Genomic DNA, 24,860 nt, shown 5'->3' on the forward strand with positions numbered 1-24,860 from the left:
ACTCATGGAAAATATTAGAAATAAATCAGAAGCTCAAATAATCCTGAGACAGAAAGCAGAGGAATTGCATCAACAAAAACATTCAATAACTGATTCTAAACTTTCAGAAGTGGAAACATTAAAACTGATCCATGAATTAGAAGTTCATCAGATAGAATTGGAGATGCAAAAAGAAGAACTGATTCTTGCGAAAGAAGAAGCCGAAATGGCTATGCAAAAATATACTGAATTGTATGATTTTGCTCCTTCAGGTTATTTTACACTAACAAATTCAGGAAAAATAGCACAACTCAATCTTACCGGTTCCCAATTATTACAAAAAGACAGATCAAAATTAATAAACAGTCAATTTGGGTTTTTCATTTCAGATGATACAAAGCCAATCTTCAATGAATTCTTAAGTAATGTTTTCCATAGTAATAGAAAAGAATGTTGTGAAGTAAAACTGTTTTTAGAAAACAATTTTACTATAAATGTTTACCTCACAGCAGTGCTTTTTGAAAATAGAAATGAAGCTCTAATTACTGCGGTGGATATTACACAACTTAAATTGACAGAATGCGCTCTGAGAGAAAGCGAAAAACGGTACAGAGAATTATTAAACAATCTTGATGTTGGGATTATCTTGCATGATAAAGACAATTCGATAATTTTTTCTAATCCTAAAGCTTCTGAATTGATAGGGTTAGACATAGATCAGATGAATGGGAAACAGATTTTTAATCCTGAGTGGGAATTCATAAAAGTAGATAACAAGCCTTTGACTCAGGAGAATTATCCGGTAAACGAAATTCTGAATACTAAAAAACTTATAAAGAATTTTATAATTGGAATTAAAAAAAACGAGAAGGATTCCATTCAATGGCTTTTGATAAATGGTTTTCCTGTGTTTAATAATCTAGGGGAAATAGCTGAAGTTGTGATCAGTTTTATTGAAATTACGGAGCTAAAAAAATTAGAAATTGAATTGATTAAAGCCAGAGATCAAGCCGAAGCGGCGAATAAGGCAAAATCCAGTTTTTTGACTAATATGAGTCACGAAATTAGGACTCCATTGAACGGAATCATTGGTTTTACGGATTTGCTGATGAAAACAAATCTGGATAAAAATCAGACCGAATATATGAATACGGTTCATGAATCAGCTATAATATTAATTGAGATTATCAATAATATTTTAGATTTTTCAAAAATTGAATCCGGTAAATTAGAATTGAATGTTGAACAGGTTAATCTTTTTGACCTGATTCATCATGTAATCGATATTTTCAAATACCAAGCAGAAATAAACAACATAGATTTAATAGTAAATATTGATGCAACGGTGCCCAATTATGTTTTAGTTGATTCTGTTCGATTGAAACAGATTCTAGTGAATTTAATTGGCAATGCTATGAAATTTACAAAAGAAGGTTCTGTTGCGTTAAATGTTACTGCAGTTTTTTCAGAAAATGAAAATCAATGTCATTTGAAATTTTTGGTTAAGGACACTGGTATTGGAATAAAAGATGAAAATCATGAAAAAATATTCCAATCCTTCATACAGGAAGATAATACAATTACGCGAAAATTTGGAGGAACTGGTTTAGGATTGGCTATTACAAACCAGCTTTTAGCTTTAATGAACAGTAAGTTAGAACTGAATAGTCATTTTGGCGAAGGAAGTGAGTTTTTCTTCACGGTTCAATTAGAAAAATCAAATCATAAAAATGATTCAAATGATTTTGATGATAGTGTTGAGGTTGGTGAAGAAATTCCTTCAATCAAAAATTTATCAAACAAGAAAATATTAGTAGTCGAGGATAATAAAATCAACATGCTTTTGGTAAAAACATTACTTAAATCAATACTTCCGGGAAGTACAGTATTAGAAGCTTCTGATGGTAAAAAAGCCATTAAATTGTATAAAAAAGAGAAACTGGATTTAATTTTAATGGACATTCAAATGCCACATAAAAATGGTTATGAAACTACTGCCGAAATTAAACAGCTAAAGAAATACAATAATATTCCCATAATTGCCTTAACTGCAGGAATAATGCTGGGTGAAAAGGAAAAGTGTTTAGAATCAGGAATGGATGATTATATTTCGAAACCCATTATTCGATCCAACCTAGAAAAGGTGCTTTTTAAATGGTTAAAAAATTAAAGTCTTTTTATCCAAACCACCGTTGAGGTTTGTACTCCTGTTTTTTTAAACCAAATTTTTTTATAGCATGTTTTTTAAGATGTTCAATCAATTCCTCTACGGAGTCCGTTACAAATAAAAGGCTCATATCCTCAGGACTGATGCTCTCATTTTGTGACATAACTTGAATGTGATGGTACAACTCTTTGTGATATTCAGTATCAAAAATTACTATAGGGAAATTATTAATTATTTTATTTTGAATCAGTGTCAGTGCTTCAAATAATTCATCGAGCGTGCCTATTCCTCCTGGCATAACAACGAATGCATAGGAATATTTTATTAAAATAACTTTCCTCACAAAAAAGTATGGAATGTAAATCCATTTGTGCAAATAAGGATTTGGCTTTTGTTCAATAGGAAGCACAATATTTGACCCCACAGAATAACCTCCTGCTTCATAAGCTCCTTTATTTGCTGCTTCCATAACTCCTGGACCGCCACCTGTCATTACCGTAAATCCTAATTTGGCAATTTCAGCACCAATTTTTTCAGCACTTTTGTAATGTTCTGTCTCCGGACCAAATCTGGCAGAGCCAAAAACCGTAACACAAGGACCAATAAAATGCATTTTTTGAAAAGCTCTAATGAAGTTGTATTGAACTTTGAAAGTAAAAAAAAGATTTTTTAATCGTGTCAAAGGTCCTCTTACAAATAAAGATTCAGATTTTGAAAGTCTATATTGGCGCGGTTTTTCCATAGTGAGCCTAAGTTAGGAAAAATAACAATTAAATTCTGAAAGTATAAAACAAAACTTAGATGACACTTTTTTTGAAAAAAAATTGGCACCAAAAATTCAATAATTACTTCCAAAAGTAACTGCTAAGCTGAAAATGCTTTGGGTTATTTATTGCTTTTTTTCCAAAATAGTTTTGATGATTTCCTCTTTGGATACTACACCGGATTGTCTCCATAATTGTTTTCCGTTTTGGAACAAAATCATCGTTGGAACACCTCGAACCTGATACTGACTTGAAATTTGCTGGTTTTTGTCCACATCAATTTTGATGATGGAAACGTTATCACCTAAGCTGTCTTTTACTTCTCTCAAAATGGGACTGAGCATTTTGCAAGGTCCGCACCATGTGGCAAAAAAGTCTACTAAGACCGGTTTGTCTGAATTGATAATCGTAGCGAAATTATTCATCTTTATTGTATTTATTGTTAGGAATAGTACAACCATTAGAACCACAACCCAAATTAAAAATGACCTGAATGAAGAAAAATAGTCCAAAACCAATGAACATCCACTCTTTTAAAATATAGGCTTGAGCGAATAAAAATAAGGCAAACACCAGACGAACCCAGCGCATAAGATGCCAATTTGTAAATATTAATGCTTTCATTTTTTTTGAAAAAAAGAATTTAGTTTTACGGATTTATTTTTTTGATTTTATACTTCTCATCATAAGAAATAACGTCTTGCAATACTTCGATTGCAATTTCATTTTTACTGACAATTAATACTTCAGCAAAGTTACTGCTGATGCTTACATTTAATACACCGTCAATTCCTGCCAATTTTTTTGTGATGGTTTCCATACAGTCGCTGCACGTAATTCCATAAAATTCATATAAATTCACAACAACTTGATTGTCCTTTTTTAATTCGAAAAACAATTCAGAATTTGCTCTTGGTGCAATTGAATTTTCAGAAACATCCATTTTCAAAAAGTCAAAAGCAGCTGTAAAAAGCAGTTCATATTCTTCTTTACTTCCGCCAAAAGGAGGACCGGATTCAAACATTCTATTGAACAATAATCCCGCCAAAATTCCTTCATCAGCCAAAAGTTGATGCATTTTCCACACATATTTTTGACGCATTATTGGAGGCAAAGCACAGAAAAAAGTTTGCTCAAGAATCCAATCATAGTTCCCTTTATGTTCAAAGAAATCACCCAGTATGATTTGAATATTAGGATTGTTTTTGAACTTTTCTCTTAAAACTGCCACAGGTGTTGGTGCAATATCTATAACGGTTAGGTTTGTAAAACCTTGTTCCAAAAGATATTCGGCTTCATAACTGTTTCCACAACCGGGAATCAAAATACTGCAATTTTTATGGGCAATCGTATCTACATATGCTTGTATTGGCGGCGATACTTTGCCTAAATCCCAACCGGTAGTTTTGGCTTCGTATTGCGATTCCCAATAAGATGCGTCTAGCGGTTTATCACAGGAAACTACACAACATTTTATATCTTCCATAATTTCATTTTTTTTGAAAATGCTTTTACTATTGTTATTGAAATTGCTTTTATTTCAAAACTTTACTTTGGCAAACAAAATCGGTTTTTGGAACAGTCGTTTTTGCAATAGCATTAAAGCCACCTTCAATTTCTGTAAAATTTCTAAATCCGCGAGCTTCCAGTATCGAAGCCGCAATCATACTGCGGTATCCGCCTGCGCAATGCAAATAAAAATGTTCTTTTGGATTTATATCTTTTATCCATTCATTTATTGCAGCTAAAGGCTTGCTGTAGGCTTCTTCAACATGCTCGGCACAATATTCACTTTCTTTACGGATATCGATTACGTTGCTTTCGCCAATTTTCACAGCTGCAGCAAATTGTTCGGCTGTTATTCTATTTACGGTATCAACTTCTTTTCCGGCTTTTGCCCAAGCATTAAAACCACCATCAAGATGGCCAATCAACTTATCAAAACCTACACGACTTAAGCGCGTAACGGTTTCTTCCTCTTGACCCAGTTCACAAACAATTAAAATTGGTTGTTTTACATCGGCAATTAAAGCACCAACCCAAGGAGCGAAATCGCCATCAATTCCAATGTTTATCGATTGAGGAATAAATCCTTTGGCAAATTCACCGTTTTTTCGAGTATCTAGAATTAAGGCTCCGGTTTCTTCGGCAGCCACTTCAAATTCAACTACAGATAACGCGCGCATTCCTAAATGCAATACGTTTTCAAAACTGTCATATCCTTTTTTATTCATCGCCACATTCATTCCAAAATAGGCTGGAGGAGGTAATAAACCCTCAGTTACTTCTTGTATAAATTCGGCTTCAGTCATATTGGCTCGCAACGCATAATTTGTAGCTTTTTGGTCGCCAATGGTTGATACTGTTTCCTTACTCATATTTTTTCCACAGGCACTTCCTGCACCGTGAGCCGGATACACAATGACATCATCTGCCAAAGTCATTACTTTATTTCTTAAGGAATGAAATAAAATACCCGCTAATTGCTCTTGAGTCATGTGTGCCGCTTTTTGTGCTAAATCCGGTCTTCCCACATCTCCAATAAATAAAGTGTCTCCGGAGAAAATGGCATGGTCTTTTCCGTTTTCGTCAATCAATAAAAAAGTGGAGCTTTCCATCGTATGTCCAGGCGTGTGCAATACTTTTATTTTGATGTTTCCAATGGAGAATTCCTGTCCGTCTTTAGCAGAAATACATTCAAATTCACAAGTTGCATTTGGACCATAAACAATAGGAGCACCGGTTTCTCTGCTCAAATCAACATGACCGGAAACAAAATCAGCGTGGAAATGGGTTTCGAAAATGTATTTTAATTTTACGCCATCTCTCTCCAATCGGTCCAGATAAGGTTGGGTTTCACGTAACGGGTCAATAATTGCCGCTTCGCCATTTGAGGTTATATAGTAAGCACCTTGGGCTAAACATCCTGTATATATTTGTTCTATTTGCATGATTGCGTTTTTTAATTTTACAGTACAAATGTACTTCTGTTTTTTAGGATAAACAGTGACAATTGTTACATTCCATTTTTTAATTGAAGAAAAATTCTTTGATAATAATATAAATTCCCATTACTAATACAAACCAACCAAAGATTGGTTTTAGTTTAGTTCCATCTATTTTTTTTGAAAGCTTGATGCCAATAATCATTCCTATAAATGCCATACTTGAAATCATCAGTAAAAACGAATAATCTATAGGAGTACCAATATATAAATCACCTCCAAAACCGATACTTGAGTTTATAAAGATAATCAATAATGAGGTGCCAACGGCTTGTTTCATTGGTAAATTAGCAAAAAATAATAAGGCTGGGATGATTAAAAACCCGCCTCCGGCTCCTAAAAATCCGGTTATAATTCCAATTAAAAATCCAATTAGTCCCAACTGTGTATAATTTGTTTTTGGAGGATTTATCACCGTTTTTGTTTTGCGTATCATAGCTATAGCGGCTGCTATCATGAGTACTGAAAAAACAATCATTATCAGGAAATTTTTTGATACTTGGTAGGAAGCAATGGAGAAAATTGTTGCCGCTATTTTTGGGAAAATGACTTCTCGAATGATCAGGATAGAAAAAACGGAAGGAATGGCAAAATATAATGCCGATTTAATTTTAAGATTTCCCATTTTATAGTGACTGATGCATCCAAATAAAGCCGTGATTCCCACTATAAATAGAGAATAACTGGTAGCCGTTTCAGGATCTATTTTAAAGAGATAAACCAGAATAGGAATAGTAAGTATAGATCCTCCGCCTCCAATTAATCCTAATGAAAGTCCAATAATAATTGAAGCAAAATAGCCTAAATATTCCATCTTAAATTTTTTGAAATAATATTTCTATCCATTTTGTTTACAAGAAATGGACTTTATTGAGCTAATTTTATTTTAAAAGTTCAATGTTATTGCGGTGTAAGGAAACAATACCGCGTTGTTCCATTTTTTTCAACAAACGGGAAATTACTTCTCTTGATGTATTGAGTTCAGATGCGATTTCCTGATGGGACAGTTTCAATTCCTTGCAGCCACAAGCATCAGCATGGCGTTTTAAATAAAATTCCAAACGCTCGTCCATTGCCCTGAATGCAATACTGTCAATCACTTCCAAGACTTCTTCAAAACGACTGCGATAAGAACCAATCACAAATTCATACCAACTGCGGTGCTGCATCATCCACTTATCCATTAATGGAAGCGGAACCATGATTAATTCAACATCCTCAACAACTTTAGCCATTATTTGGCTTTTTTCGTTCTTGGTGGCACAAATCATAGAAATGGCACAAGCTTGTCCGGGTTGCAAATAATACATGAAAAATTCACCGCCATTTTCATCTTCGCGGTAAATCTTTATTTTCCCGCTGATTACTAAAACAGTGTTTTTGATATACTGCCCAGTTCGTATAATTATATCACCTGTTTGATAGGAATGAATAGTTGCATTGGCTTCTATTTCTTTCACTAATTCATTAGAAAATGAAGGAAAAATTTTTTTTACGGAATCAAGCATTTTTGGTTTTTTTTTCTATCGTTTGTATTGTAAAAGTAATCTAAAAAACTCAAAAAAGGATGGTAATTTTTGGCGTTAAAGAAAATGGCTAGTCCTTCATTGGCGCTATATTGTTTACGCATTTCCTATGGATTTAATAGGCTATTTTTCGTAAAAATACTTGCTGATTTTATAGTTTCTTGATAGTTAATGTTTTGCGAAAACGTTTTCTTATGAATATTATCCAATTAACAAATCGTGCGTTTATTGTTAGCTAAAATCTTTGTATTTTTACAAAAAACATCACTATGAATTTAACACAAGAAGATTGGGTTTCTCAATTTGAAACTGACGAAAACGCAGTAATTTTAGACGTGAGAACTGAAGCCGAATTTAACGAAGGAATTATAGCCAATGCCATTAATATTGATATTCATTTGGGACAAGGTTTTATCTCTGAAATTGAAGCGTTAGACAAAACAAAAAACTATTATGTGTATTGTCGCTCCGGAATGAGAAGTGCAAAAGCCTGTGAAATAATGAATGAGTTGGGCTTTGAAAATGCATATAACTTAGTTGGAGGCATTATAGAATGGGATGGAGAAGTAGTTGCTCCATAAAACGCAAAGAGGCCAGTGCCTCTTTGTTTATTTAAAATTTAAATTAAAAACATAAAATACTTTAGTATGAATGTAATACCAGAAGAATTTCAAATTAGCACTTTATTAAATCAAGATACGTATTTAGTTGACGGAGAATTAAAAAAATGGACCGGTCAGACCACTCCGGTTTTTTCAACAATTTCATCCACCGAAGAATACGGCCCAACTATTTTAGGTTCAATCCCGTTTATGGGAGAAGCTGAAGCGCTGGAAGCAGTTAATGCAGCTAGTGCAGCGTATAATAACGGTCAAGGATTATGGCCTACCATGAAAGTGGCGGATCGTATCAAATGCATGGAAAATTTTGTTACTCAAATGAAAACAACCCGTAAAGAAGTTGTTAAATTATTGATGTGGGAAATTGGAAAATCATTGGGTGATTCTGAAAAAGAATTTGACAGAACCGTAGAATATATCTACGATACAATCGACAGTTTAAAAGAATTAAACAGCCGTAGCGCTCATTTTTCTAAAGTACAAGGAATAAATGCCATGGTTCGCAGAGGACCGCTTGGTGTTGTTTTATGTCTAGGACCATACAATTACCCGTTGAATGAGACTTTTTCGTTGCTGATTCCTGCCTTGATTATGGGAAATCCTGTAATTTTTAAACCTGCTAAACATGGAGTTTTATTAATTTCTCCTTTGTTGGAAGCTTTCAGAAGCAGTTTTCCAAAAGGAGCCATCAATATTGTGTACGGTCGCGGACGTGAAGTGGCTTCGCCAATAATGAAATCCGGGAAAGTAGATATTTTGGCTTTGATAGGAAACAGTAAATCAGCGATTGCATTACAAGACCAGCATCCGAATAAAAACAGATTGCGTTTGATTTTAGGTTTAGAAGCTAAAAATCCTGCGATAATCCTTCCGGATGCCGATTTAGATTTGGCTATCCAAGAATGTATTGCGGGCTCTTTATCGTTCAATGGACAGCGTTGTACAGCTTTGAAAGTGTTGTATGTGCATGAGTCTATTGCAGATGAGTTCAACAAACGTTTTGCTGCCAAAGTGGATGCGCTGGTTTTTGGAAATCCGTGGGATGCATCCGTGTTTCTGACGCCTTTACCAGAAAAAGAAAAACCGGCTTATATTCAGGAATTGATTGATGATGCGACCAGTAAAGGAGCTGCGATAATCAATGAAAAAGGTGGGAAGCATTCTTCTAATTATATATTTCCAGCGGTTTTGTTTCCTATTAATAAAGAAATGCGCGTGTATCACGAAGAACAATTTGGTCCAGTTGTGCCTATTATTTCTTTCAAAGACATTCAAGAGCCTTTGAACGATATGGCCGAATCAAATTACGGGCAACAAGTAAGTTTGTTTGGAAAAGACATCAAAACGATTGCACCGCTTATTGATGCTTTGGTAAATTTAGTGTGTAGAGTAAACTTGAACAGTTCTTGCCAAAGAGGACCGGATGTTTTCCCTTTTACAGGACGAAAAGACTCTGCTGTAGGAACATTGAGTATTCACGATGCCTTGCGTTCATTCTCGATTAGAACCTTTGTAGCGTCTAAAGACAATGAGTATAACAATGCTATTTTGCAGGAATTATTGAGCAGTAAAGAATCTAATTTCATTAATACCGATTATATTTTGTAATCTCTTTTTAATTAAAAATTTAAGCCGTCTCGTTTTTCGTGATGGCTTTTTTTATGGGATTGAGTTTGCTTATAAGATTTTTATTCTCAAAAAATTATGTAATACGTCTAAGTCTTTTTAAATAATTATAAATTTTCAATGTTTTACGGTTTCCCGTAAAGCATTGAAAATGAAATCATTTAGATTTGTCGGTATAGATTAATTTATGGTTAGTTATCTATCACATTAGCAGAAGTCATTTAATGGCACGAAGCCATCCAAAAAGGAGGGATTAGTGCCACTTTATGGCTGGTATATATGTTATGAAAAATACAGAATATAGAATCTTTTTAAGATTAATCAACAAGTTTTATTTAGGTATAATCAGTCTGCAAATCAAACTACAAAATAAAAAAAGGTGGTCCGTTTCCAGACCACCTTTTCAAACAAATTATAAATTCTAATATTAAACTAAGTCGAAACGGTCTAAGTTCATCACTTTAGTCCAAGCTGCGATAAAGTCTTTTACAAACTTTTCTTGAGCATCGCGATAGCCATACACTTCGGCAAGTGCTCTTAACTCTGAGTTAGAACCAAAAATAAGATCCACACGAGTTCCAATCCACTTTAATCCGCCTGCCATACGATCACTTCCTACAAAGGCATCATCAGATTCTGAAACTGCTTTCCATGTAGTACCTAAATCAAGTAAATTCACAAAGAAATCATTAGTAAGAGTCTCAGGACGTTTTGTGAAAACACCGTTTTGTGATTGATCGAAGTTAGTATTTAGCACACGCATACCACCAACAAGAACTGTCATTTCTGGTGTTGTCAAGTTCAATAATTGAGCTTTGTCAACCAGCATTTCCTCTGCTGAAACCGTATATTTTGTCTTAACATAATTACGGAATCCATCTGCCTGAGGCTCCAGAACTGCAAATGATTCTACATCTGTTTGTTCTTGTGAAGCATCTGTTCTTCCTGGAGAAAAAGGCACGGTTACATAATGTCCTGCATTTGCAGCTGCTTTTTCAATTCCTGCGCTACCACCTAAAACGATCAAGTCAGCAATTGAAACTTGTTTTCCATCAGATTGTGTGCTGTTGAACTCATTTTTGATATTTTCAAGTTTGTTAAGCACTTTTTCCAGTTGAGACGGATTGTTTACTTTCCAATCTTTTTGAGGTTCTAAACGAATGCGGGCACCGTTAGCACCACCACGTTTATCAGAGCCACGGAAAGTAGATGCTGATGCCCAAGCAGTAGTTACCAATTCAGACACAGACAATCCTGAAGCCAGAATCTTAGCTTTAAGCGTAGCAATATCTTGGTCATCAATTAATGGATGCGTAACAGCTGGAACCGGGTCTTGCCAAATTAATTCTTCAGCAGGAACCTCTGGTCCCAAATAGCGCGCTTTTGGTCCCATATCTCTATGCGTTAGTTTGAACCAAGCTCTTGCAAATGCGTCGTTAAATTCGGCTGGATTTTCAAAAAAGTGTCTTGAAATTTTCTCGTATATTGGGTCAACTCGTAATGATAAGTCGGTAGTCAACATAAAAGGTTGATGGGTTTTTGAAGGGTCGTGAGCATCTGGAACTGTACCTGCTCCTGCATCACCTTTCGGTTTCCATTGATGTGCTCCGGCCGGGCTTTTTGTTAATTCCCATTCAAACCCGAACAGGTTTTCAAAGTAATTATTACTCCATTTTATTGGGGTTGTGGTCCAAGCACCTTCCAGACCGCTGGTAATTGTATCACCTGCATTCCCAGTACCATAGGTATTTTTCCAACCTAAGCCTTGCTCTTCAATAGACGCTCCAGCTGGTTCTGGTCCCACGTATTTATTTGGATCAGCAGCACCATGGGTTTTCCCTAATGTATGTCCACCAGCAATAAGAGCTACCGTTTCTTCGTCATTCATCGCCATACGGGCAAATGTTTCGCGAATATCACGAGCTGCTAATAGCGGATCAGGATTACCGTCAGGACCTTCAGGGTTTACATAAATAAGCCCCATTTGCACAGCAGCTAAAGGATTTTCTAAATCACGATCACCTGAGTAACGGCTATTTGGAGTATTACTAAGTGCTAACCATTCTTTTTCAGAACCCCAGTAAATATCTTCTTGTGGTTCCCAAACATCAGCACGTCCACCAGCAAAACCAAAGGTCTCAAAACCAGCCGACTCAAGTGCGCAGTTACCCGTAAGAATCATTAAATCTGCCCAAGAAATTTTCTTGCCATATTTTTGTTTGATTGGCCATAATAACAAACGAGCTTTGTCCAGATTCGCATTATCAGGCCAACTGTTTAGTGGCGCAAAACGCTGTGTACCAAAACCCGCACCACCACGTCCATCTGCAATACGATACGTTCCTGCACTGTGCCAAGCCATTCTAATGAAGAACGGACCATAGCTGCCGTAATCTGCCGGCCACCAATCCTGAGAGGTGGTAATGACATCCATAATGTCTTTTTTCAAAGCTTCTAAATCCAGAGACTTAAATTCCTCAGCGTAATTAAAAGCTTCTCCCATAGGATTGGATAGAGAGGAGTTTTGGCGCAGAATGTTCAATTTCAATTGATTTGGCCACCAGTCACGGTTACTAGTTCCTGAACCGGAACCTTGTTTTGGAGCAACTCCTCCAGAAAACGGGCATTTACTTTCTCCGTTGACGTTGTAGGATGTTGAGCTCGGGTTTGTGTTATTTTCCATAGTATGATTGATTTTTTATTTACTTAAAGCGAATTTACCAAAAACTATCCGTACCTAATTTTATTTTTAATAGATAAAAACTATAGTTGCAAATGGTGTTAGTGATTGATAAATTTACTAAAAATGTTTAATTAAATGAACATCAGTTCATCAGGATATTATTAAGCCAGTATTAAATTCATAAATTAGTGAGAATCGTTCTCCTTAACTTTTATTATTTTTGATACGGTTGTATTTTGTCTTATAAAAATTGGGAATTGGTTTCTTGTTCAAGTGGTCCTCTAGTTGAAAATTTACTGATACCTAAAAAATAAATGGTAATTTATTCCCAAACTCAAGCAATGTGTTGGAAGGTAAACAGTAACTTTAGAAAAAAATAAAAATATGAATTCATTTGAAAATAAAAATAATAGTGACCAAAATCCAGTTACCTCAGAGTTTGAAGCTTGGGTTGGAATTTTATATTCTTGTATTTCTGCCGATAATCAAATTACGGATTCGGAAACAGCATCGTTATCAAGAGTATTGCATTCGAAACAAAAATTTATCGGAATCGATATGGCACCACTTTATGCAAAATCATTCAATTTAAGAATGGAACTGGGGCAATTAAAATACATTTCTGCCTGTTGTGAACTAATTAAAGAAGAAGATAAAGAAACTGTATTCGCTCTTGCATTAGAAGTGTTACTGGCTGACGGAACATTGGAAAAAGAAGAAAAAAACCTAATTGAAGTTTTATCAAATCGACTCAAAATTGATGCTGATATGACCAGTAAAATAATTGAAGTGATTTTCTTGAAAAACAAAGGGAATATAAAAGGGATATAAAAGGCAATTCTGATGCAGTCAATACCTAAGCAGATTAAATCTATTCTATAACCTCTTTATCTTAAAAATATTACGTAATTTAGAGTATTCAAAATAGGAAACCAAAATCAATAGTGACCATTCATCGCTATTGTCTTTAAAACGCAAGGGCTATCAAAAAGAAACTCAAAATAGCAAAGGAAAACTTTCACGAAAGACTGCATCGGGAACCCTTAATTACACATCCCCGATTGAAGTTTATTCCTAATATTGTGTTTAACCTGATTAGCTGTGTCATCACATTTGCTGTGGTAGGAACGTTGTTGTATCTACTGCTGAATTATTTGATAATGAAATTTTATCACTTGGATTAAAGGATTTTAAAAATTAAAATTGACAATAAAATTGATAGTACTCATGTCAGTTTTGTTGAAAACATAATTTTTGTTGCCGTAAGTTTCTCCCACATTGAATTTATGCACATACAATAGTTGCGCATCAAAACCTTTTAAAAATCCTTGAAATTCATATCGAATGTCAGCATTAGTCTGTACATAAGACGGTAATCCGTATTTGTTTAATGCAACGTTTTTTACATCCGGCAAATCAAAATAACCAACTGCGAAATTTGATTTGAATGTTTTTTTAGGATGTGTATATTGTAATTTGGTCATCAGGGCATTTACATCTCCAAAACCTTCATTGCGTTCTCTTGGCATAAACGTATAAAAAGGATCTCGTCCCCATTCTCTGGGCATTAAATACCTTCCTTTGGCTGTAATTCGGTTGTAATTTAAAGTCAATTCGAGCGCTTTATTTTTCCAACCGAGCCTTCCTCCAAAAGTTTGTGAGTTGCTATTTTTTGGAAAATAGGTTTTATTTTGATCTTCATTTCCTCCAAAATTCAGCGCGTTTTGGTAAATGGTTTGAAATCCAAAAAGCAGTTTTGAGTTTGAATGTAAAGGGTAGGCATAGTCCATTTGGAACAAAGCAGTATTAAATATATTCTCTACATATTGATTCCACAAAAGTGTTTTTAGATGCTGTATGGATTCATTTTGCACACCAAAAATATAAATTCCGTTGCTGTCTAAATTCCCTGCATAACCGGATTTTGTTCCATCTGGATTCACACCGGTTGGATAGATTCCTATTGATTCTCCCACTTCAAAATATTTTAGCGTGCTTCGTGGTGAGATTCCGTAGAGGTAGCCTAAATTGATTGTAGTCTTTTTGATTTCATTAAAATCTATCCAAATCCCGTTTACTGCTGTAGGACGCATTCGGCCATCTTGAAGATTAATAAAGGGAGTATTCAGGAGTTGTTTTCCAAGAGTTACATCCGATTTTTTATAGTTGTATTTCAAATATAATTCTTCTAATCGACTTAAAATATCTTTTTTTGATGGGTTTTGGATATCAAAAAGTGCTACTTCATATCGATTGGGAGCATTGGTAACAGGATCTTTTTCAGTAAAGTCAGAGGAACCAATATTAAAAATGTAATAGCCGCTTACGCCAAATTGAAAATTATAAAATTTTGCGGTTTCAAACTTTACGCCTCCACCAAGTGCATTCGCATAATAATCAGATAAACCCTTTTCATTATTTGTATTCATAAAAAAATAGCGAAAATGGCCGCTGAAATATCCATTTTTGAAAGCATTTAAAATCGAGGTAGAATCAATTTTTTCATTACTTTTTTCTTTCCAAACGGTTGGTTTATCTAAAATTTCCTGATGTTGCGCTATTGTATTTATAGAAAAAAGGAGAGAGGAAAGTATATAAATTATTATGAAAAATTTTTTCATTTTTGAAGGTTTAGATTTGGTACAAAAATAATTCCATCAATATAATTGGGAAGTAACTTTTATCACATTGACCAAAAAAAACAAAGCCGAATGTTCTATACATTCGGCTTTATAACTTTTGACTTTACGATTGAAAGACTATCTAAAAGTATAATCAACACCTGTAACTTGAGATAGCAATGTTTCTGGAGCATCCAAAATTATCGCGTTTTTTTCGGGTGTTGGCGTAACGGGAGAATTTTGTTTTAAATATTCTCTCATTACCGTATGCAAAGTTGAGGTTGTATTTTTGGCATCTATAACGCCTTTCATTCTGCAAAGCATATCCACAGGATCGCCATCACGTTCACATGCCATGATGGTATATAGTTTTTCAGAATCGATCGGAATATTTTTCACAGTAATACTTTGCACTCTTTTGTCCATTTCTGCAAAAGCATTGAATTGTACCTCCATTCCCTTGAATTTTACGACCCAACCGCCAAAACGTTTCGAAGCATCTTCGGCAAAGACATTATTTAATTCTTTTTCGAGCCAGTTTTTCAATTGCTTTCCAGTCACTTTTGCGGTTCTTACGGTGCTGTCCACGGGAAGCATATCAAAGATAAATCCGTTTGTGATGGGAATATTTCCTGTTTCATCCGGAGTAGTTTTGGGCGGACAGAAACGGAATCCATTAGAAAGATTAATATCGATTTCAGGAAATTTCCAGTTTAGAGCATTCAAAATCATCGTGTCAATAGGATTTTCTACCACAAAATAACGGTACAAAGGAATCGTGCTATAGCCAATAACCTGATTGATTTGTTCTTGATAAAGAGCTTCTTTCTCTTTTAATAATTTCTCAATTGTAGCATCGGGTTTTATTTTTGGAGAATCGACTTCTATTAATTCATAGCTGTCTTCAATGACTTTTCCGTTGAGGATAGTCAAATCTAATTTCCCAATAAAAGAACCGAAGGCTCCAGGTTCCACCACTTTAGAATACTTACAAACAATAGGTTTGCGGACTCTTTCGTGCGTATCGCCACCCAAAATATAGTTCACACCTTCACATTCTGGTCGGTTTGCCAATGCTATTTGCTGCGATAAACCCAGATGTGCAATTATAATTACATAACTGCATTGTTCCTGATTTCTTAGCACATCCACATAATGAGCCAGATTTTCTTCGGGATTAGTATATAAGATTCCCTTGCTGTAATTTGGACTTTGGCGCAATGGTACCAAAGGATCGGTGTATCCTAAGAAACCAATTTTTGCACCGGCAATATTCCAAATTATATACGGCTGAAAAATAAGTTCACCTCGTTTTCCTTCGCCTAAATCATGGTACATATTTGTACAAATTTTTGGTGCATCAAGAGAACCTAACAGCGTTTGCATTTTTCTTTTTCCATAAATTACTTCCCAGTTTCCAGGTAAGTACAAATCGTAATTCAATGCATTTAAAATGGGAACAAAAGCTTCACCACTGGTTTCTACGCTTAATTCGCTGCCTTGAAACATATCACCGGTATCAATAGTAAAAGTATTTGGGTTTTTCTTTTTTAACTGTTTCAATAAGGTTGCCATATAGGCATAACCGCCCGTTTTTCTAAAAACGGCTTTGCCATTTTCCCAGAATAACTCATCATGCGGATGAATCTGACAATGCACATCGGTGGTTTGAAGAATAGAAATTGTTTGCAGTTTAGAACCATCTATTGTTGTATCCAAGTTTATTTTTTCAGTCTGATTTGCATTTGCAATAGCGGAAATAGGCGAAATAATCGCAGCACCGAGGCCTAATGTCCCCACTGATTTTAGAAAATCTCTTCGGTTATTGCTCATGGTTTTAGGTTTGTTGGTTTAGTTTTTAACAGCTTTTTACAGAAAAACTACAGCTAAATTAATGGTGTAGGATGGTGTAAAATATAATTTACATTTTTAATTTAGAATCCGCCTTTGACGTACGTCCAGCCTTGCTCTTGTTTTTCAACAATTTCAGCAATTCCAACAGGTACATATTCTACTTCTGAAATTAGTTGGTCTTTGTTTACTTTTTGACTTTTCATGGTGTTCTCACACACTAAAAAGCGGACACCTTTAGCCCGAAGCGCTTTTATGGCGTCTATTTGCTTTGATTTTGCAGACATTACTAATGGCAAACCCATACTGTGAATGACGACTTCGTATTTGGCATTTGGCCAATGTGTAGTCATATTTTTCAGCTGGTTTACAATTGCTTTCTGTTGCAAAGTATCAGTAGCATTGGTAAACTGGAAAACGATTTTATGGTTGTTCGGCTTTTTTTGTGCCAATGCGCCAATTGAAATCATACTAAATACAAGAATAAATAAAAGGGTCCCGTTTTTCATAATTGAGTTTTAAGATTGTTTTTTTTCGTTTTTCTTTTTTTCGTCTTTTATGGGTTTAAAAGGTCCGAATTTATGTTGCGCTTCCGTAAAGGTATCAGAAAAAGGACCAAAAGGATGATCCAACGGTTTTTTAGAAATATTGGGCCAGTCTTGACTTAAATCTTTTGATGGTCTATCAAGATTTTCAACATAAGCGGCAATATCCCAAGACTCTTCATCAGATAATTGAGGATTATCATACGTAGCGCCCAGCGGCATATTGTATTTTATATACCCGGCAAAACGACTGATTCTAAATAATCCCGCACCATTATTATATGAATTTTTGCCCCAAAGTGGCGGATACGTATATTCCTTTTTATCTTCTGCCAAAATTCCTTGACCATTCACTTGATGACAACTTGCACATTTGGTATCGTATAAGGCTTTTCCTTTAACGGGGTCTGCAGCGCGATCTAAATACTCTAAATCATAGATTCCAGAGGCATTTGCTTCTTTTCCTTTAGGGACATTACTACCAATATATTCGATATACGCAATCATAGCTTTCATCTCTTTTTCGTCTCGTTTTAGAGGCTGACCATTTAAGCTTCTTTCCATGCAATCATTGACTCTTTTGTAAAGGTCTTCTACTTGTCCGCTTCGCGCTCTCATTTTTGGATACATAGAATATACAGAACCGTAATTATTTCCCCAAGGTTTTGTGCCCGCATCTAAGTGGCAATTGTTACAATTCATACCATTAGTAATTTGCTTCACACTACCATTTGGACCCAAATATTTAGCGGTATGTGCAATTAAATCTTTGCCATATTCCACTTCCTGCTTTAAAGTTGAATCAGTAATCAAATTGATATCAGCTGGTTTCCAGAATTTTGCCATTTCGTTTTGTAAAATCACTTTTTTCTCGGCATCGATATAAAGAGAGTCAATATTTACATCACTTTTTTGAAACCAAGCGGTGATTGATGAATTGAAAAACAAGAATAGCAACAACCCTATTATTAAAGAAATAATAGTGATGAAGAGGTAAATTACCCTTTTTATCATCGACCTAAATTGGACTATATTTTGTTTTTCTGAATTCATATTTTTTTAATGAGGTAGTTTATCTCTAAAATAACCATATACCCAAGTTCCCACTACTGCGGATAATAAGGTAACAATCATAACAGTAGCACCTGTTCCAATTTGTGCAAACAATGGTCCAGGACAAGCTCCAGTTACGGCCCAACCCAATCCAAATATGAGCCCGCCGTAAATTTGTCCTTTGTTGAATGTTTTGTCGTGGAACTCAATTTTTTCACCATAAATGGTTTTAATATTGAATTTTTTAATAAGAAATACTGAAATCATTCCCACCACAACAGCACTGCCTATAATCCCATACATGTGAAAGGATTGAAAACGGAACATTTCCTGAATGCGGTACCAGCTGATTACTTCGGCTTTGATGAAAACAATTCCAAACAATAAACCGATGACTAAGTATTTTAAATTATGGTACCACTTGTGTTCCAATTGACTCTCGTTGACACAAACCGTATCTAAGGAACGAGTTTCGAAATCTGTATTTTGATCTTTATTTTGCATAGCTAATAATTTTATAGTGAAAGGATTAAAGGTAAAATGATGTTCGCCATAATCAATCCGCCTATGAAGAAGCAACACGTTGCAATCAAAGAAGGCAATTGTAAATTTGACAAACCTGAAATTGAGTGACCACTGGTGCAACCTCCCGCATAACGAGAACCGAAACCAATAAAAAATCCACCTATAACCATCATAAAAAATCCTTTTAGTGTGATTAAGTTTTCCCACGAGAACAGTTGTTCAGGCAGCATTCCGTTGATATTTGTAACTCCATACGACGCTAATTCTGTTCTTAGATTGTCGTTTATAATAATTGGATTCGGATTTGATAAAAAACTGAAAGCAATAATACCACCAATTAAAATTCCGAAAACGAAAAACATATTCCAGATTTCTTTTTTCCAATCGTATTTGAAAAATTTAATATTTGCCGGTAAACACATCGCACAAGTGTGACGTAATGAAGCACTAATTCCAAAAGATTTATTTCCAATAATTAATAATGCCGGAACTGTAAGTCCAACTAATGGGCCTGCAATATACCAAGGCCAAGGTTGTTTGATAAATTCTAAAATTTCCATATTTGTTGATTTAATACTGCAAAGATTATACTTATAAATGAGGAGTTGTGTTACTTTTGTCACACAACAAAAAAGATTTTAAAAAATTACATTGATTTTATTTTCTAATGTAATAATCTAACTTTTCTCGGAACGAATCACTATTCCAATTTGCAGTGCCAATTTTTGCTAAAATTACATTTCCTTGTTTGTCAATAAGATATGTGGCAGGAATTGTTGATGACTTCATTTCTAAAGGAGGATTTGTAACCGATTGATAGATAGGAAGCGTTAAATTTTCTTTGACCATAAACGCATTTGCTTTTTCAAAAGAATCCGTTGTCACAAACAAAAAGACAATTTTATCCTGATAATCAACATATAATTTTTGTATACTTGGCATTTCGGCAATGCAAGGCGGACACCAAGTGGCCCAGAAATTAATGAATATCATTTTCCCTTCATAGTCTTCTAATGTCACACGCTGCCCCGAAGCATCAACTAATTGCCATTGGTAACTGGAAAGCATTTTTTGATCCGTTACAGCAATAGTTTTAGGTGAAAAAACAATCAAGCGGTTTAATTGTATTTTTACAAAAGTCCCCAAAGGACTAAACAGAAGCAGTGCTATAAATAGGATAAAAGCAATATTTTGCAGAGTAGATTTTTTAGGTGTTTTCCAGTTCATTTTTTATGTTTTTGTAGCATTACTTTCTGAAAAGAAAGAATATTGACTTTAACTTTATAGTTTATTTTAAATTCAACCACTCATTTGTTCCACCGCAAAGCCAGTTGGCATTGTATCCCATTTCTTTTAAAATTTTAGCGCCATCCATCGACCTTCCTCCACCTTTGCCACAAGCGATGATAATTGTATGATCTTTTTTAATTTGATGTATTTGGTTTTCAATTTCTGACAAAGCAATATTTATGGCATCCGGAATATGATTGTTTTCGAATTCTTCTTTGGAACGGACATCAATAATCTGTATTTTTTCATTTTGCTGAAGCGCTTGTTTTGTCTCTTCAACTGAAATACATTCATTTGAGGTGCTATCTATTTCTTTCATGTTGATTGTATTAGTTATTTGTCTTTTGCAAATGGTCTTTCGGCATACGAACTTCGATTATTACAGACGATAGAATCGTGATAACACCTATCAATATAATAGCATAATTCACCCCAAATAAATCAGCGGTTATTCCTGAAATAATCGCGCCTATCGCATAACCTAAATCTCTCCAAAGTCTAAATGTACCAATGCTTTCCGCTCTTTGTGTTGGATTTGTGGCTTGCGCAATGGCTGATAAAAAAGTAGGATAAACTAAGGCAGTTCCAAATCCCAGTAAGGCTGAAATAGTTGCTAATTGATACATTTCTGTACTAAAAGGAATAAAAAGAATCGCAATTCCCTGTACCAGCATTCCCCAAAAAAGCATCTTTTTCTTCGAATATATATCCGACATTTTTCCGGTTATCAATTGTCCAAAACCCCAAACGGTGGGATATATAGCTGTTATGACGCCAATGTTTTCAGAGTCGTAGTTCAAAGAAAGTAAGACAATAGGCAAAAGTCCCCAAATCATGCCGTCATTCAAATTATTGACTAATCCAGCTTGTGTAACAGCACTTAAAGTTTTGTTTTTGAAAGTGGTTTCCAGAAAAATGTTTTCTAATTTTTCTGTTTTATTGGTGGTGTTTTCTTGGTGTACAAATACTCTGGTATCTTTCACAAAAAACAAAGTCAATAAAAAACCAATTATCGAAATTCCAATTCCCAGATAAAAAGGGTAGGGTGTAATGCCATATTTTTGGGCGATATAGCCTGACAGGAAAGCAACTAATCCAACGGCAAAATAACCGGCAAATTCATTGAGTCCCATTGCCAGTCCGCGATCTTTTTCTCCAACCAAATCAATTTTCATCACCACCGTACTGCTCCAAGTAAGTCCTTGACTAATTCCCAACAGAATATTGGCAAAAATCACCCAATTCCATGATTCTGCATGTATCAAAATGAAAGGAATAGGAATTGCCAGAGTCCATCCAAATAGGAGTAAATTTTTTCTCCCGAATCGATTTGCAAGCTTACCCGTAAAATAATTGGTGATGGCTTTAGTAATTCCAAAGGCAGTTATAAAGGAAAGAATAGCTGTTTTTGAAGCAATACCAAATTCAATTTCGGCAAATTTTGGAATTATCGTTCTTTCCATTCCTATCATCCCGCCAACAAAAGCATTTACGATTACCAAAATGGTAAATTGTTTCCAATTTTCCTTTAGTCCGAGTTTCATAGTATTCATATTCTATTGTTGAATGATTTATTTTTAATTCGCAAAAGACCAATATTTTTCCATTTATTCTTGATGTAGCAATAGGAAGTAAGGTATTAAAAAGAGATGTATTGGAATTACTCGTAATATTGTAATTGGTAATCACCAATGTGTTTTTTGTTTTCGGAAATGGATTTTTTATGCTTGAAATAGTTAAGAGTTCCAAGTAAAAGTATCACGAATGAAATAACAAACAATGCCATTTCAATCAGGAAACTATTTTCTACTTTTAATAAATTTCGCAAACTCAATCCTGCAATCAAAAAGTACATTGCCGTTCTCAGGAAGGCAAGAAATGTAGATTGATTGGCCAGTACAGTTCGTTGTAGCGCTAATCGTTCTCTTAAAATTAAGTCTTTGTTTATTGCCTTAGTATCTTTCATATCAGTTTTTTTCGAGTTAATTTCAAAAAGGAGTTCGGTAGTCTTTGTTACATTTAATGCAATAAATTCATTAGTATCTCTTAAAAGGTCTATCAAATTTACTTCTTTATTTACATCAAATTTCGATTTCTAAATAAGTGTGCAGTTTAAAACAAATATATTTCTTGTTTTAAACTGCACACTACTTTAATAGCACCTCTGCTTATTTGCTTATCGCTTCATTTACATCCATCCAAGTACCACCATTTGTTACGTTTTTGAAACCATTTTGTTCCAAAATCATTTTGGCTTGACCGCTTCGATTCCCGCTTCGGCAGAAAACAATAATGTGTTCTTTTCCTTTAAATGTAGCCAATTGATTCGGTACTTGATCCAAAGGAATATTTGTGGATCCTTTTACGTGACCTTCTGCAAATTCTGCAGGCGTGCGAACATCTACTAGAAACGCACCTTCTTTTACTAATTTTTCCATCTGTGTTGTGTCTTTTTTTGAAAACATATTTTTAAAAATTCCGAACATAATTATTTGTTTTTATGATTTTAATACTTTGCTTTGACAAACGAAATCAGTCTTAGGAACTGTAGTTTTAGCTATTGCTCCAAAACCACCTTCAATTTCTGTAAAGTTTCGATATCCTCGTGCTTGCAAAATTGATGCGGCCATCATACTTCGGTATCCTCCTGCACAATGCATGTAAAAATGTTCTTCAGGATTGATGTCTTTTACCCAATCATTGATGTACGCTAATGGTCGGCTGTAGGCTTCATCAACATGTTCTGCCTCATACTCGCTTTCTTTACGGACATCGATTATTTTGCTTTCGCCAATTTTCACTTCTTCTGCAAATTGTTCCGCAGTGATGCGATTTACAGTATCGATTTCAAAACCGGCTTTTTTCCAAGCTTCAAAGCCGCCTTCTAAATGTCCTATTAAATTATCAAACCCAACTCGTGTTAAGCGCGTTACGGTTTCTTCTTCAAGTCCCGGTTCAGTCACTAAAATAATCGGTTGTTTCACATCGGCAATTAAAGCACCAACCCAAGGAGCAAAATCGCCATTGATACCAATGTTTATGGACTGTGGCACATATCCTTTTGCAAAATTACCATTGTCTCTGGTATCTAAGATTAAAGCACCGGTTTCTTCTGCCACAGCTTCAAATTCAGTTGCATTAATTGCTCTCATTCCGTTATTGAAGACATTTTCAAAGCTTTCAATTCCTTTTTTGTTCATGGCAACGTTCATCCCAAAATAGGCTGGTGGAGGCAATAAACCTTCGGTAACTTCTTGCACAAATTCGGCTTCGGTCATATTGGCGCGCAAAGCATAGTTTGTTGCTTTTTGTTCACCAATGGTTGAAACAGTTTCTTTGCTCATATTTTTTCCACAAGCAGAACCAGCGCCGTGAGCCGGATATACGATTACATCATCTGCCAGCGTCATTACTTTGTCTCTTAACGAATGGAATAATATGGCAGCCAGTTCGTCTTGTGTCATGTGTGCTGCTTTTTGAGCTAAATCTGGTCGGCCAACGTCGCCAATAAATAAAGTGTCTCCAGAGAAAATGGCGTGGTCTTTTCCGTTTTCATCTATTAATAAGTACGTGGTACTTTCCATAGTGTGACCTGGCGTGTGCAATACTTTTATTTTGATGTTGCCAATTGCAAATTCTTGGTTGTCTTTGGCAGAAATAAATTCAAACTCAGGATTGGCATTAGGGCCATAAACAATTGCGGCTCCAGTTTTTTTGCTCAAATCTAAATGTCCTGAAACAAAATCAGCATGGAAATGGGTTTCGAAAATGTATTTCAATTTCACACCGTCTTTTTCCAGTCTTTCCATATAAGGTTCAGTTTCACGAAGCGGATCAATAATGGCAGCTTCACCATTTGAAGTAATATAATAAGCACCTTGTGCTAAACATCCTGTATATATTTGTTCTATTTTCATATTCTTAAATTTTTTCTTTATTAAATTATAATACAAAGATATAGCATGAATTTAAGGAAGATAGTGACAAATGTTACACAACAAAAAAAGTTGTTGTAATTGTAAATTTTTAAAATATAATTCTTGTTTTTTCTGGGAATTGCAACACACAACTACTTTTAAAAAACAAAAAAACACCAGCTATTCAACTGGTATTTCTATTATTAATTAACCAAACCCAAAAAACTAATCAATAACTATAGTGTGTGTTACAAACTCAGTAGCCGTTTTTTTGAATTTTAAATTGTAAGTTCCCACAGCTGTCGATTTAAACTTGTAAACAACAGTTTTGCTTGTTGGAGTCGTTCCACAATCTGTTCCTTCATACTTTGATTCCACTTCAATCGTTTTTGTGTTGGCAGCTGCAGTTTCGATAAACTTGTTGTAAGACCCACAATTGTTGTCCACTGAAAAAGTCACAGTTAAAGGAACTTCAACATTTATGTCTCCGGTTACAGCGCCTTCAACTTTTGTTACCAATGAACTTTTAGTCACTGCATTTGGTGTGTTGTCATCATCGCTGCATGATACGAAAGCTGTTGAAATTAATAGTACAATGACTGCTGCTTGTAATCTGAAATTTTTCATAATTATTAAATTTATTTGTTGCTCTAAGGATGTCAAAGAGAATGAAAGGTTGCTTTTTGCA

The 24,860-nt window shown here is 34.9% G+C and carries 25 protein-coding genes; 4 read left to right on the forward strand and 21 right to left on the reverse strand.

The window, feature by feature from the left end; genetic code table 11:
• Positions 1-4 precede the first annotated feature (4 nt).
• On the forward strand, positions 5-2,149 hold the full coding sequence (locus C8C87_RS05315) for a PAS domain-containing hybrid sensor histidine kinase/response regulator (RefSeq protein WP_121341789.1): 2,145 nt from the start codon (positions 5-7) through the stop codon (positions 2,147-2,149).
• A gap of 7 nt (positions 2,150-2,156) precedes the next feature.
• Here the strand turns inward: C8C87_RS05315 and C8C87_RS05320 are convergent, their stop codons facing one another.
• The 7 genes from C8C87_RS05320 to C8C87_RS05350 form a co-directional block, all read right to left on the reverse strand.
• Positions 2,157-2,888 carry a TIGR00730 family Rossman fold protein gene (locus tag C8C87_RS05320; RefSeq protein ID WP_099715797.1) on the reverse strand — a complete coding sequence of 244 codons (732 nt, stop codon included), beginning with the start codon at positions 2,886-2,888 and terminating at the stop codon, positions 2,157-2,159.
• 147 nt (positions 2,889-3,035) lie between these two features.
• On the reverse strand, positions 3,036-3,335 hold the full coding sequence (gene trxA / locus C8C87_RS05325; protein WP_099715796.1) for a thioredoxin: 300 nt from the start codon (positions 3,333-3,335) through the stop codon (positions 3,036-3,038).
• Positions 3,328-3,534 carry a hypothetical protein gene (locus C8C87_RS05330; RefSeq protein WP_121341791.1) on the reverse strand — a complete coding sequence of 69 codons (207 nt, stop codon included), beginning with the start codon at positions 3,532-3,534 and terminating at the stop codon, positions 3,328-3,330. Before C8C87_RS05330 ends, trxA begins: the two co-directional genes overlap by 8 nt.
• A 25-nt stretch (positions 3,535-3,559) precedes the next feature.
• Positions 3,560-4,396, reverse strand: coding sequence for a methyltransferase domain-containing protein (locus C8C87_RS05335; protein ID WP_121341793.1), 837 nt, complete (start codon positions 4,394-4,396; stop codon positions 3,560-3,562).
• 49 nt (positions 4,397-4,445) lie between these two features.
• A complete protein-coding gene (locus C8C87_RS05340) occupies positions 4,446-5,861 on the reverse strand; it encodes a rhodanese-like domain-containing protein (RefSeq protein WP_121341795.1) in 1,416 nt (471 codons plus the stop codon).
• 79 nt (positions 5,862-5,940) lie between these two features.
• Positions 5,941-6,729: a sulfite exporter TauE/SafE family protein gene (locus C8C87_RS05345; protein WP_121341797.1), complete on the reverse strand. Its 789-nt coding sequence runs from the start codon at positions 6,727-6,729 to the stop codon at positions 5,941-5,943.
• Between the two features lie 67 nt (positions 6,730-6,796).
• On the reverse strand, positions 6,797-7,423 hold the full coding sequence (locus tag C8C87_RS05350) for a Crp/Fnr family transcriptional regulator (RefSeq protein ID WP_121341799.1): 627 nt from the start codon (positions 7,421-7,423) through the stop codon (positions 6,797-6,799).
• A 287-nt stretch (positions 7,424-7,710) separates the two neighbouring features.
• Here C8C87_RS05350 and C8C87_RS05355 point away from each other — a divergent pair, with 287 nt between their 5' ends.
• Positions 7,711-8,022 (forward strand): rhodanese-like domain-containing protein, encoded by a 312-nt coding sequence (locus C8C87_RS05355; protein WP_099715790.1) that lies wholly within the window; start codon positions 7,711-7,713, stop codon positions 8,020-8,022.
• Positions 8,023-8,088: 66 nt separating this feature from the next.
• On the forward strand, positions 8,089-9,669 hold the full coding sequence (locus C8C87_RS05360) for an NADP-dependent glyceraldehyde-3-phosphate dehydrogenase (RefSeq protein ID WP_121341801.1): 1,581 nt from the start codon (positions 8,089-8,091) through the stop codon (positions 9,667-9,669).
• Positions 9,670-10,114: 445 nt separating this feature from the next.
• On the opposite strand, the gene katG is transcribed toward C8C87_RS05360, so the two are convergent.
• Positions 10,115-12,370, reverse strand: a complete 2,256-nt coding sequence (katG, locus tag C8C87_RS05365) for a catalase/peroxidase HPI (RefSeq protein ID WP_121341802.1) — start codon at positions 12,368-12,370, stop codon at positions 10,115-10,117.
• Between the two features lie 384 nt (positions 12,371-12,754).
• On the opposite strand from katG, the gene C8C87_RS05370 reads away from it, so the two are divergent.
• Positions 12,755-13,201 carry a tellurite resistance TerB family protein gene (locus C8C87_RS05370; protein ID WP_121341804.1) on the forward strand — a complete coding sequence of 149 codons (447 nt, stop codon included), beginning with the start codon at positions 12,755-12,757 and terminating at the stop codon, positions 13,199-13,201.
• A 359-nt stretch (positions 13,202-13,560) separates the two neighbouring features.
• Here the strand turns inward: C8C87_RS05370 and C8C87_RS05375 are convergent, their stop codons facing one another.
• The 13 genes from C8C87_RS05375 to C8C87_RS05435 form a co-directional block, all read right to left on the reverse strand.
• On the reverse strand, positions 13,561-14,991 hold the full coding sequence (locus C8C87_RS05375; RefSeq protein WP_121341806.1) for an OprD family outer membrane porin: 1,431 nt from the start codon (positions 14,989-14,991) through the stop codon (positions 13,561-13,563).
• 138 nt (positions 14,992-15,129) lie between these two features.
• Positions 15,130-16,824 carry a bifunctional UDP-sugar hydrolase/5'-nucleotidase gene (locus tag C8C87_RS05380; protein WP_121341808.1) on the reverse strand — a complete coding sequence of 565 codons (1,695 nt, stop codon included), beginning with the start codon at positions 16,822-16,824 and terminating at the stop codon, positions 15,130-15,132.
• Positions 16,825-16,925: 101 nt separating this feature from the next.
• Positions 16,926-17,351, reverse strand: coding sequence for a DsrE family protein (locus tag C8C87_RS05385; RefSeq protein WP_121341810.1), 426 nt, complete (start codon positions 17,349-17,351; stop codon positions 16,926-16,928).
• 9 nt (positions 17,352-17,360) lie between these two features.
• Positions 17,361-18,401 carry a c-type cytochrome gene (locus tag C8C87_RS05390; RefSeq protein WP_121343295.1) on the reverse strand — a complete coding sequence of 347 codons (1,041 nt, stop codon included), beginning with the start codon at positions 18,399-18,401 and terminating at the stop codon, positions 17,361-17,363.
• A 45-nt stretch (positions 18,402-18,446) separates the two neighbouring features.
• Positions 18,447-18,944, reverse strand: coding sequence for a DUF6691 family protein (locus C8C87_RS05395; RefSeq protein WP_099715782.1), 498 nt, complete (start codon positions 18,942-18,944; stop codon positions 18,447-18,449).
• 11 nt (positions 18,945-18,955) lie between these two features.
• Positions 18,956-19,519, reverse strand: a complete 564-nt coding sequence (locus C8C87_RS05400) for a YeeE/YedE family protein (protein ID WP_099716364.1) — start codon at positions 19,517-19,519, stop codon at positions 18,956-18,958.
• Between the two features lie 103 nt (positions 19,520-19,622).
• The gene (locus C8C87_RS05405; RefSeq protein WP_099715781.1) at positions 19,623-20,192 is read right to left on the reverse strand and encodes a TlpA disulfide reductase family protein; all 570 of its coding nucleotides are present in this window, start codon (positions 20,190-20,192) and stop codon (positions 19,623-19,625) included.
• Positions 20,193-20,253: 61 nt separating this feature from the next.
• Positions 20,254-20,574, reverse strand: coding sequence for a rhodanese-like domain-containing protein (locus C8C87_RS05410; protein WP_099715780.1), 321 nt, complete (start codon positions 20,572-20,574; stop codon positions 20,254-20,256).
• 10 nt (positions 20,575-20,584) lie between these two features.
• On the reverse strand, positions 20,585-21,799 hold the full coding sequence (locus C8C87_RS05415; RefSeq protein WP_233550010.1) for an MFS transporter: 1,215 nt from the start codon (positions 21,797-21,799) through the stop codon (positions 20,585-20,587).
• A 116-nt stretch (positions 21,800-21,915) separates the two neighbouring features.
• Positions 21,916-22,221, reverse strand: coding sequence for a DUF202 domain-containing protein (locus tag C8C87_RS05420; RefSeq protein ID WP_121343296.1), 306 nt, complete (start codon positions 22,219-22,221; stop codon positions 21,916-21,918).
• A gap of 202 nt (positions 22,222-22,423) precedes the next feature.
• The gene (locus C8C87_RS05425; protein ID WP_315161806.1) at positions 22,424-22,693 is read right to left on the reverse strand and encodes a rhodanese-like domain-containing protein; all 270 of its coding nucleotides are present in this window, start codon (positions 22,691-22,693) and stop codon (positions 22,424-22,426) included.
• 60 nt (positions 22,694-22,753) lie between these two features.
• Positions 22,754-24,172: a rhodanese-like domain-containing protein gene (locus C8C87_RS05430; protein ID WP_121341816.1), complete on the reverse strand. Its 1,419-nt coding sequence runs from the start codon at positions 24,170-24,172 to the stop codon at positions 22,754-22,756.
• A gap of 225 nt (positions 24,173-24,397) precedes the next feature.
• Positions 24,398-24,799, reverse strand: coding sequence for a hypothetical protein (locus C8C87_RS05435; protein ID WP_121341818.1), 402 nt, complete (start codon positions 24,797-24,799; stop codon positions 24,398-24,400).
• Positions 24,800-24,860 lie beyond the last annotated feature (61 nt).

Source organism: Flavobacterium sp. 120 (genome assembly GCF_003633605.1).
Taxonomy (GTDB): domain Bacteria; phylum Bacteroidota; class Bacteroidia; order Flavobacteriales; family Flavobacteriaceae; genus Flavobacterium; species Flavobacterium algoritolerans.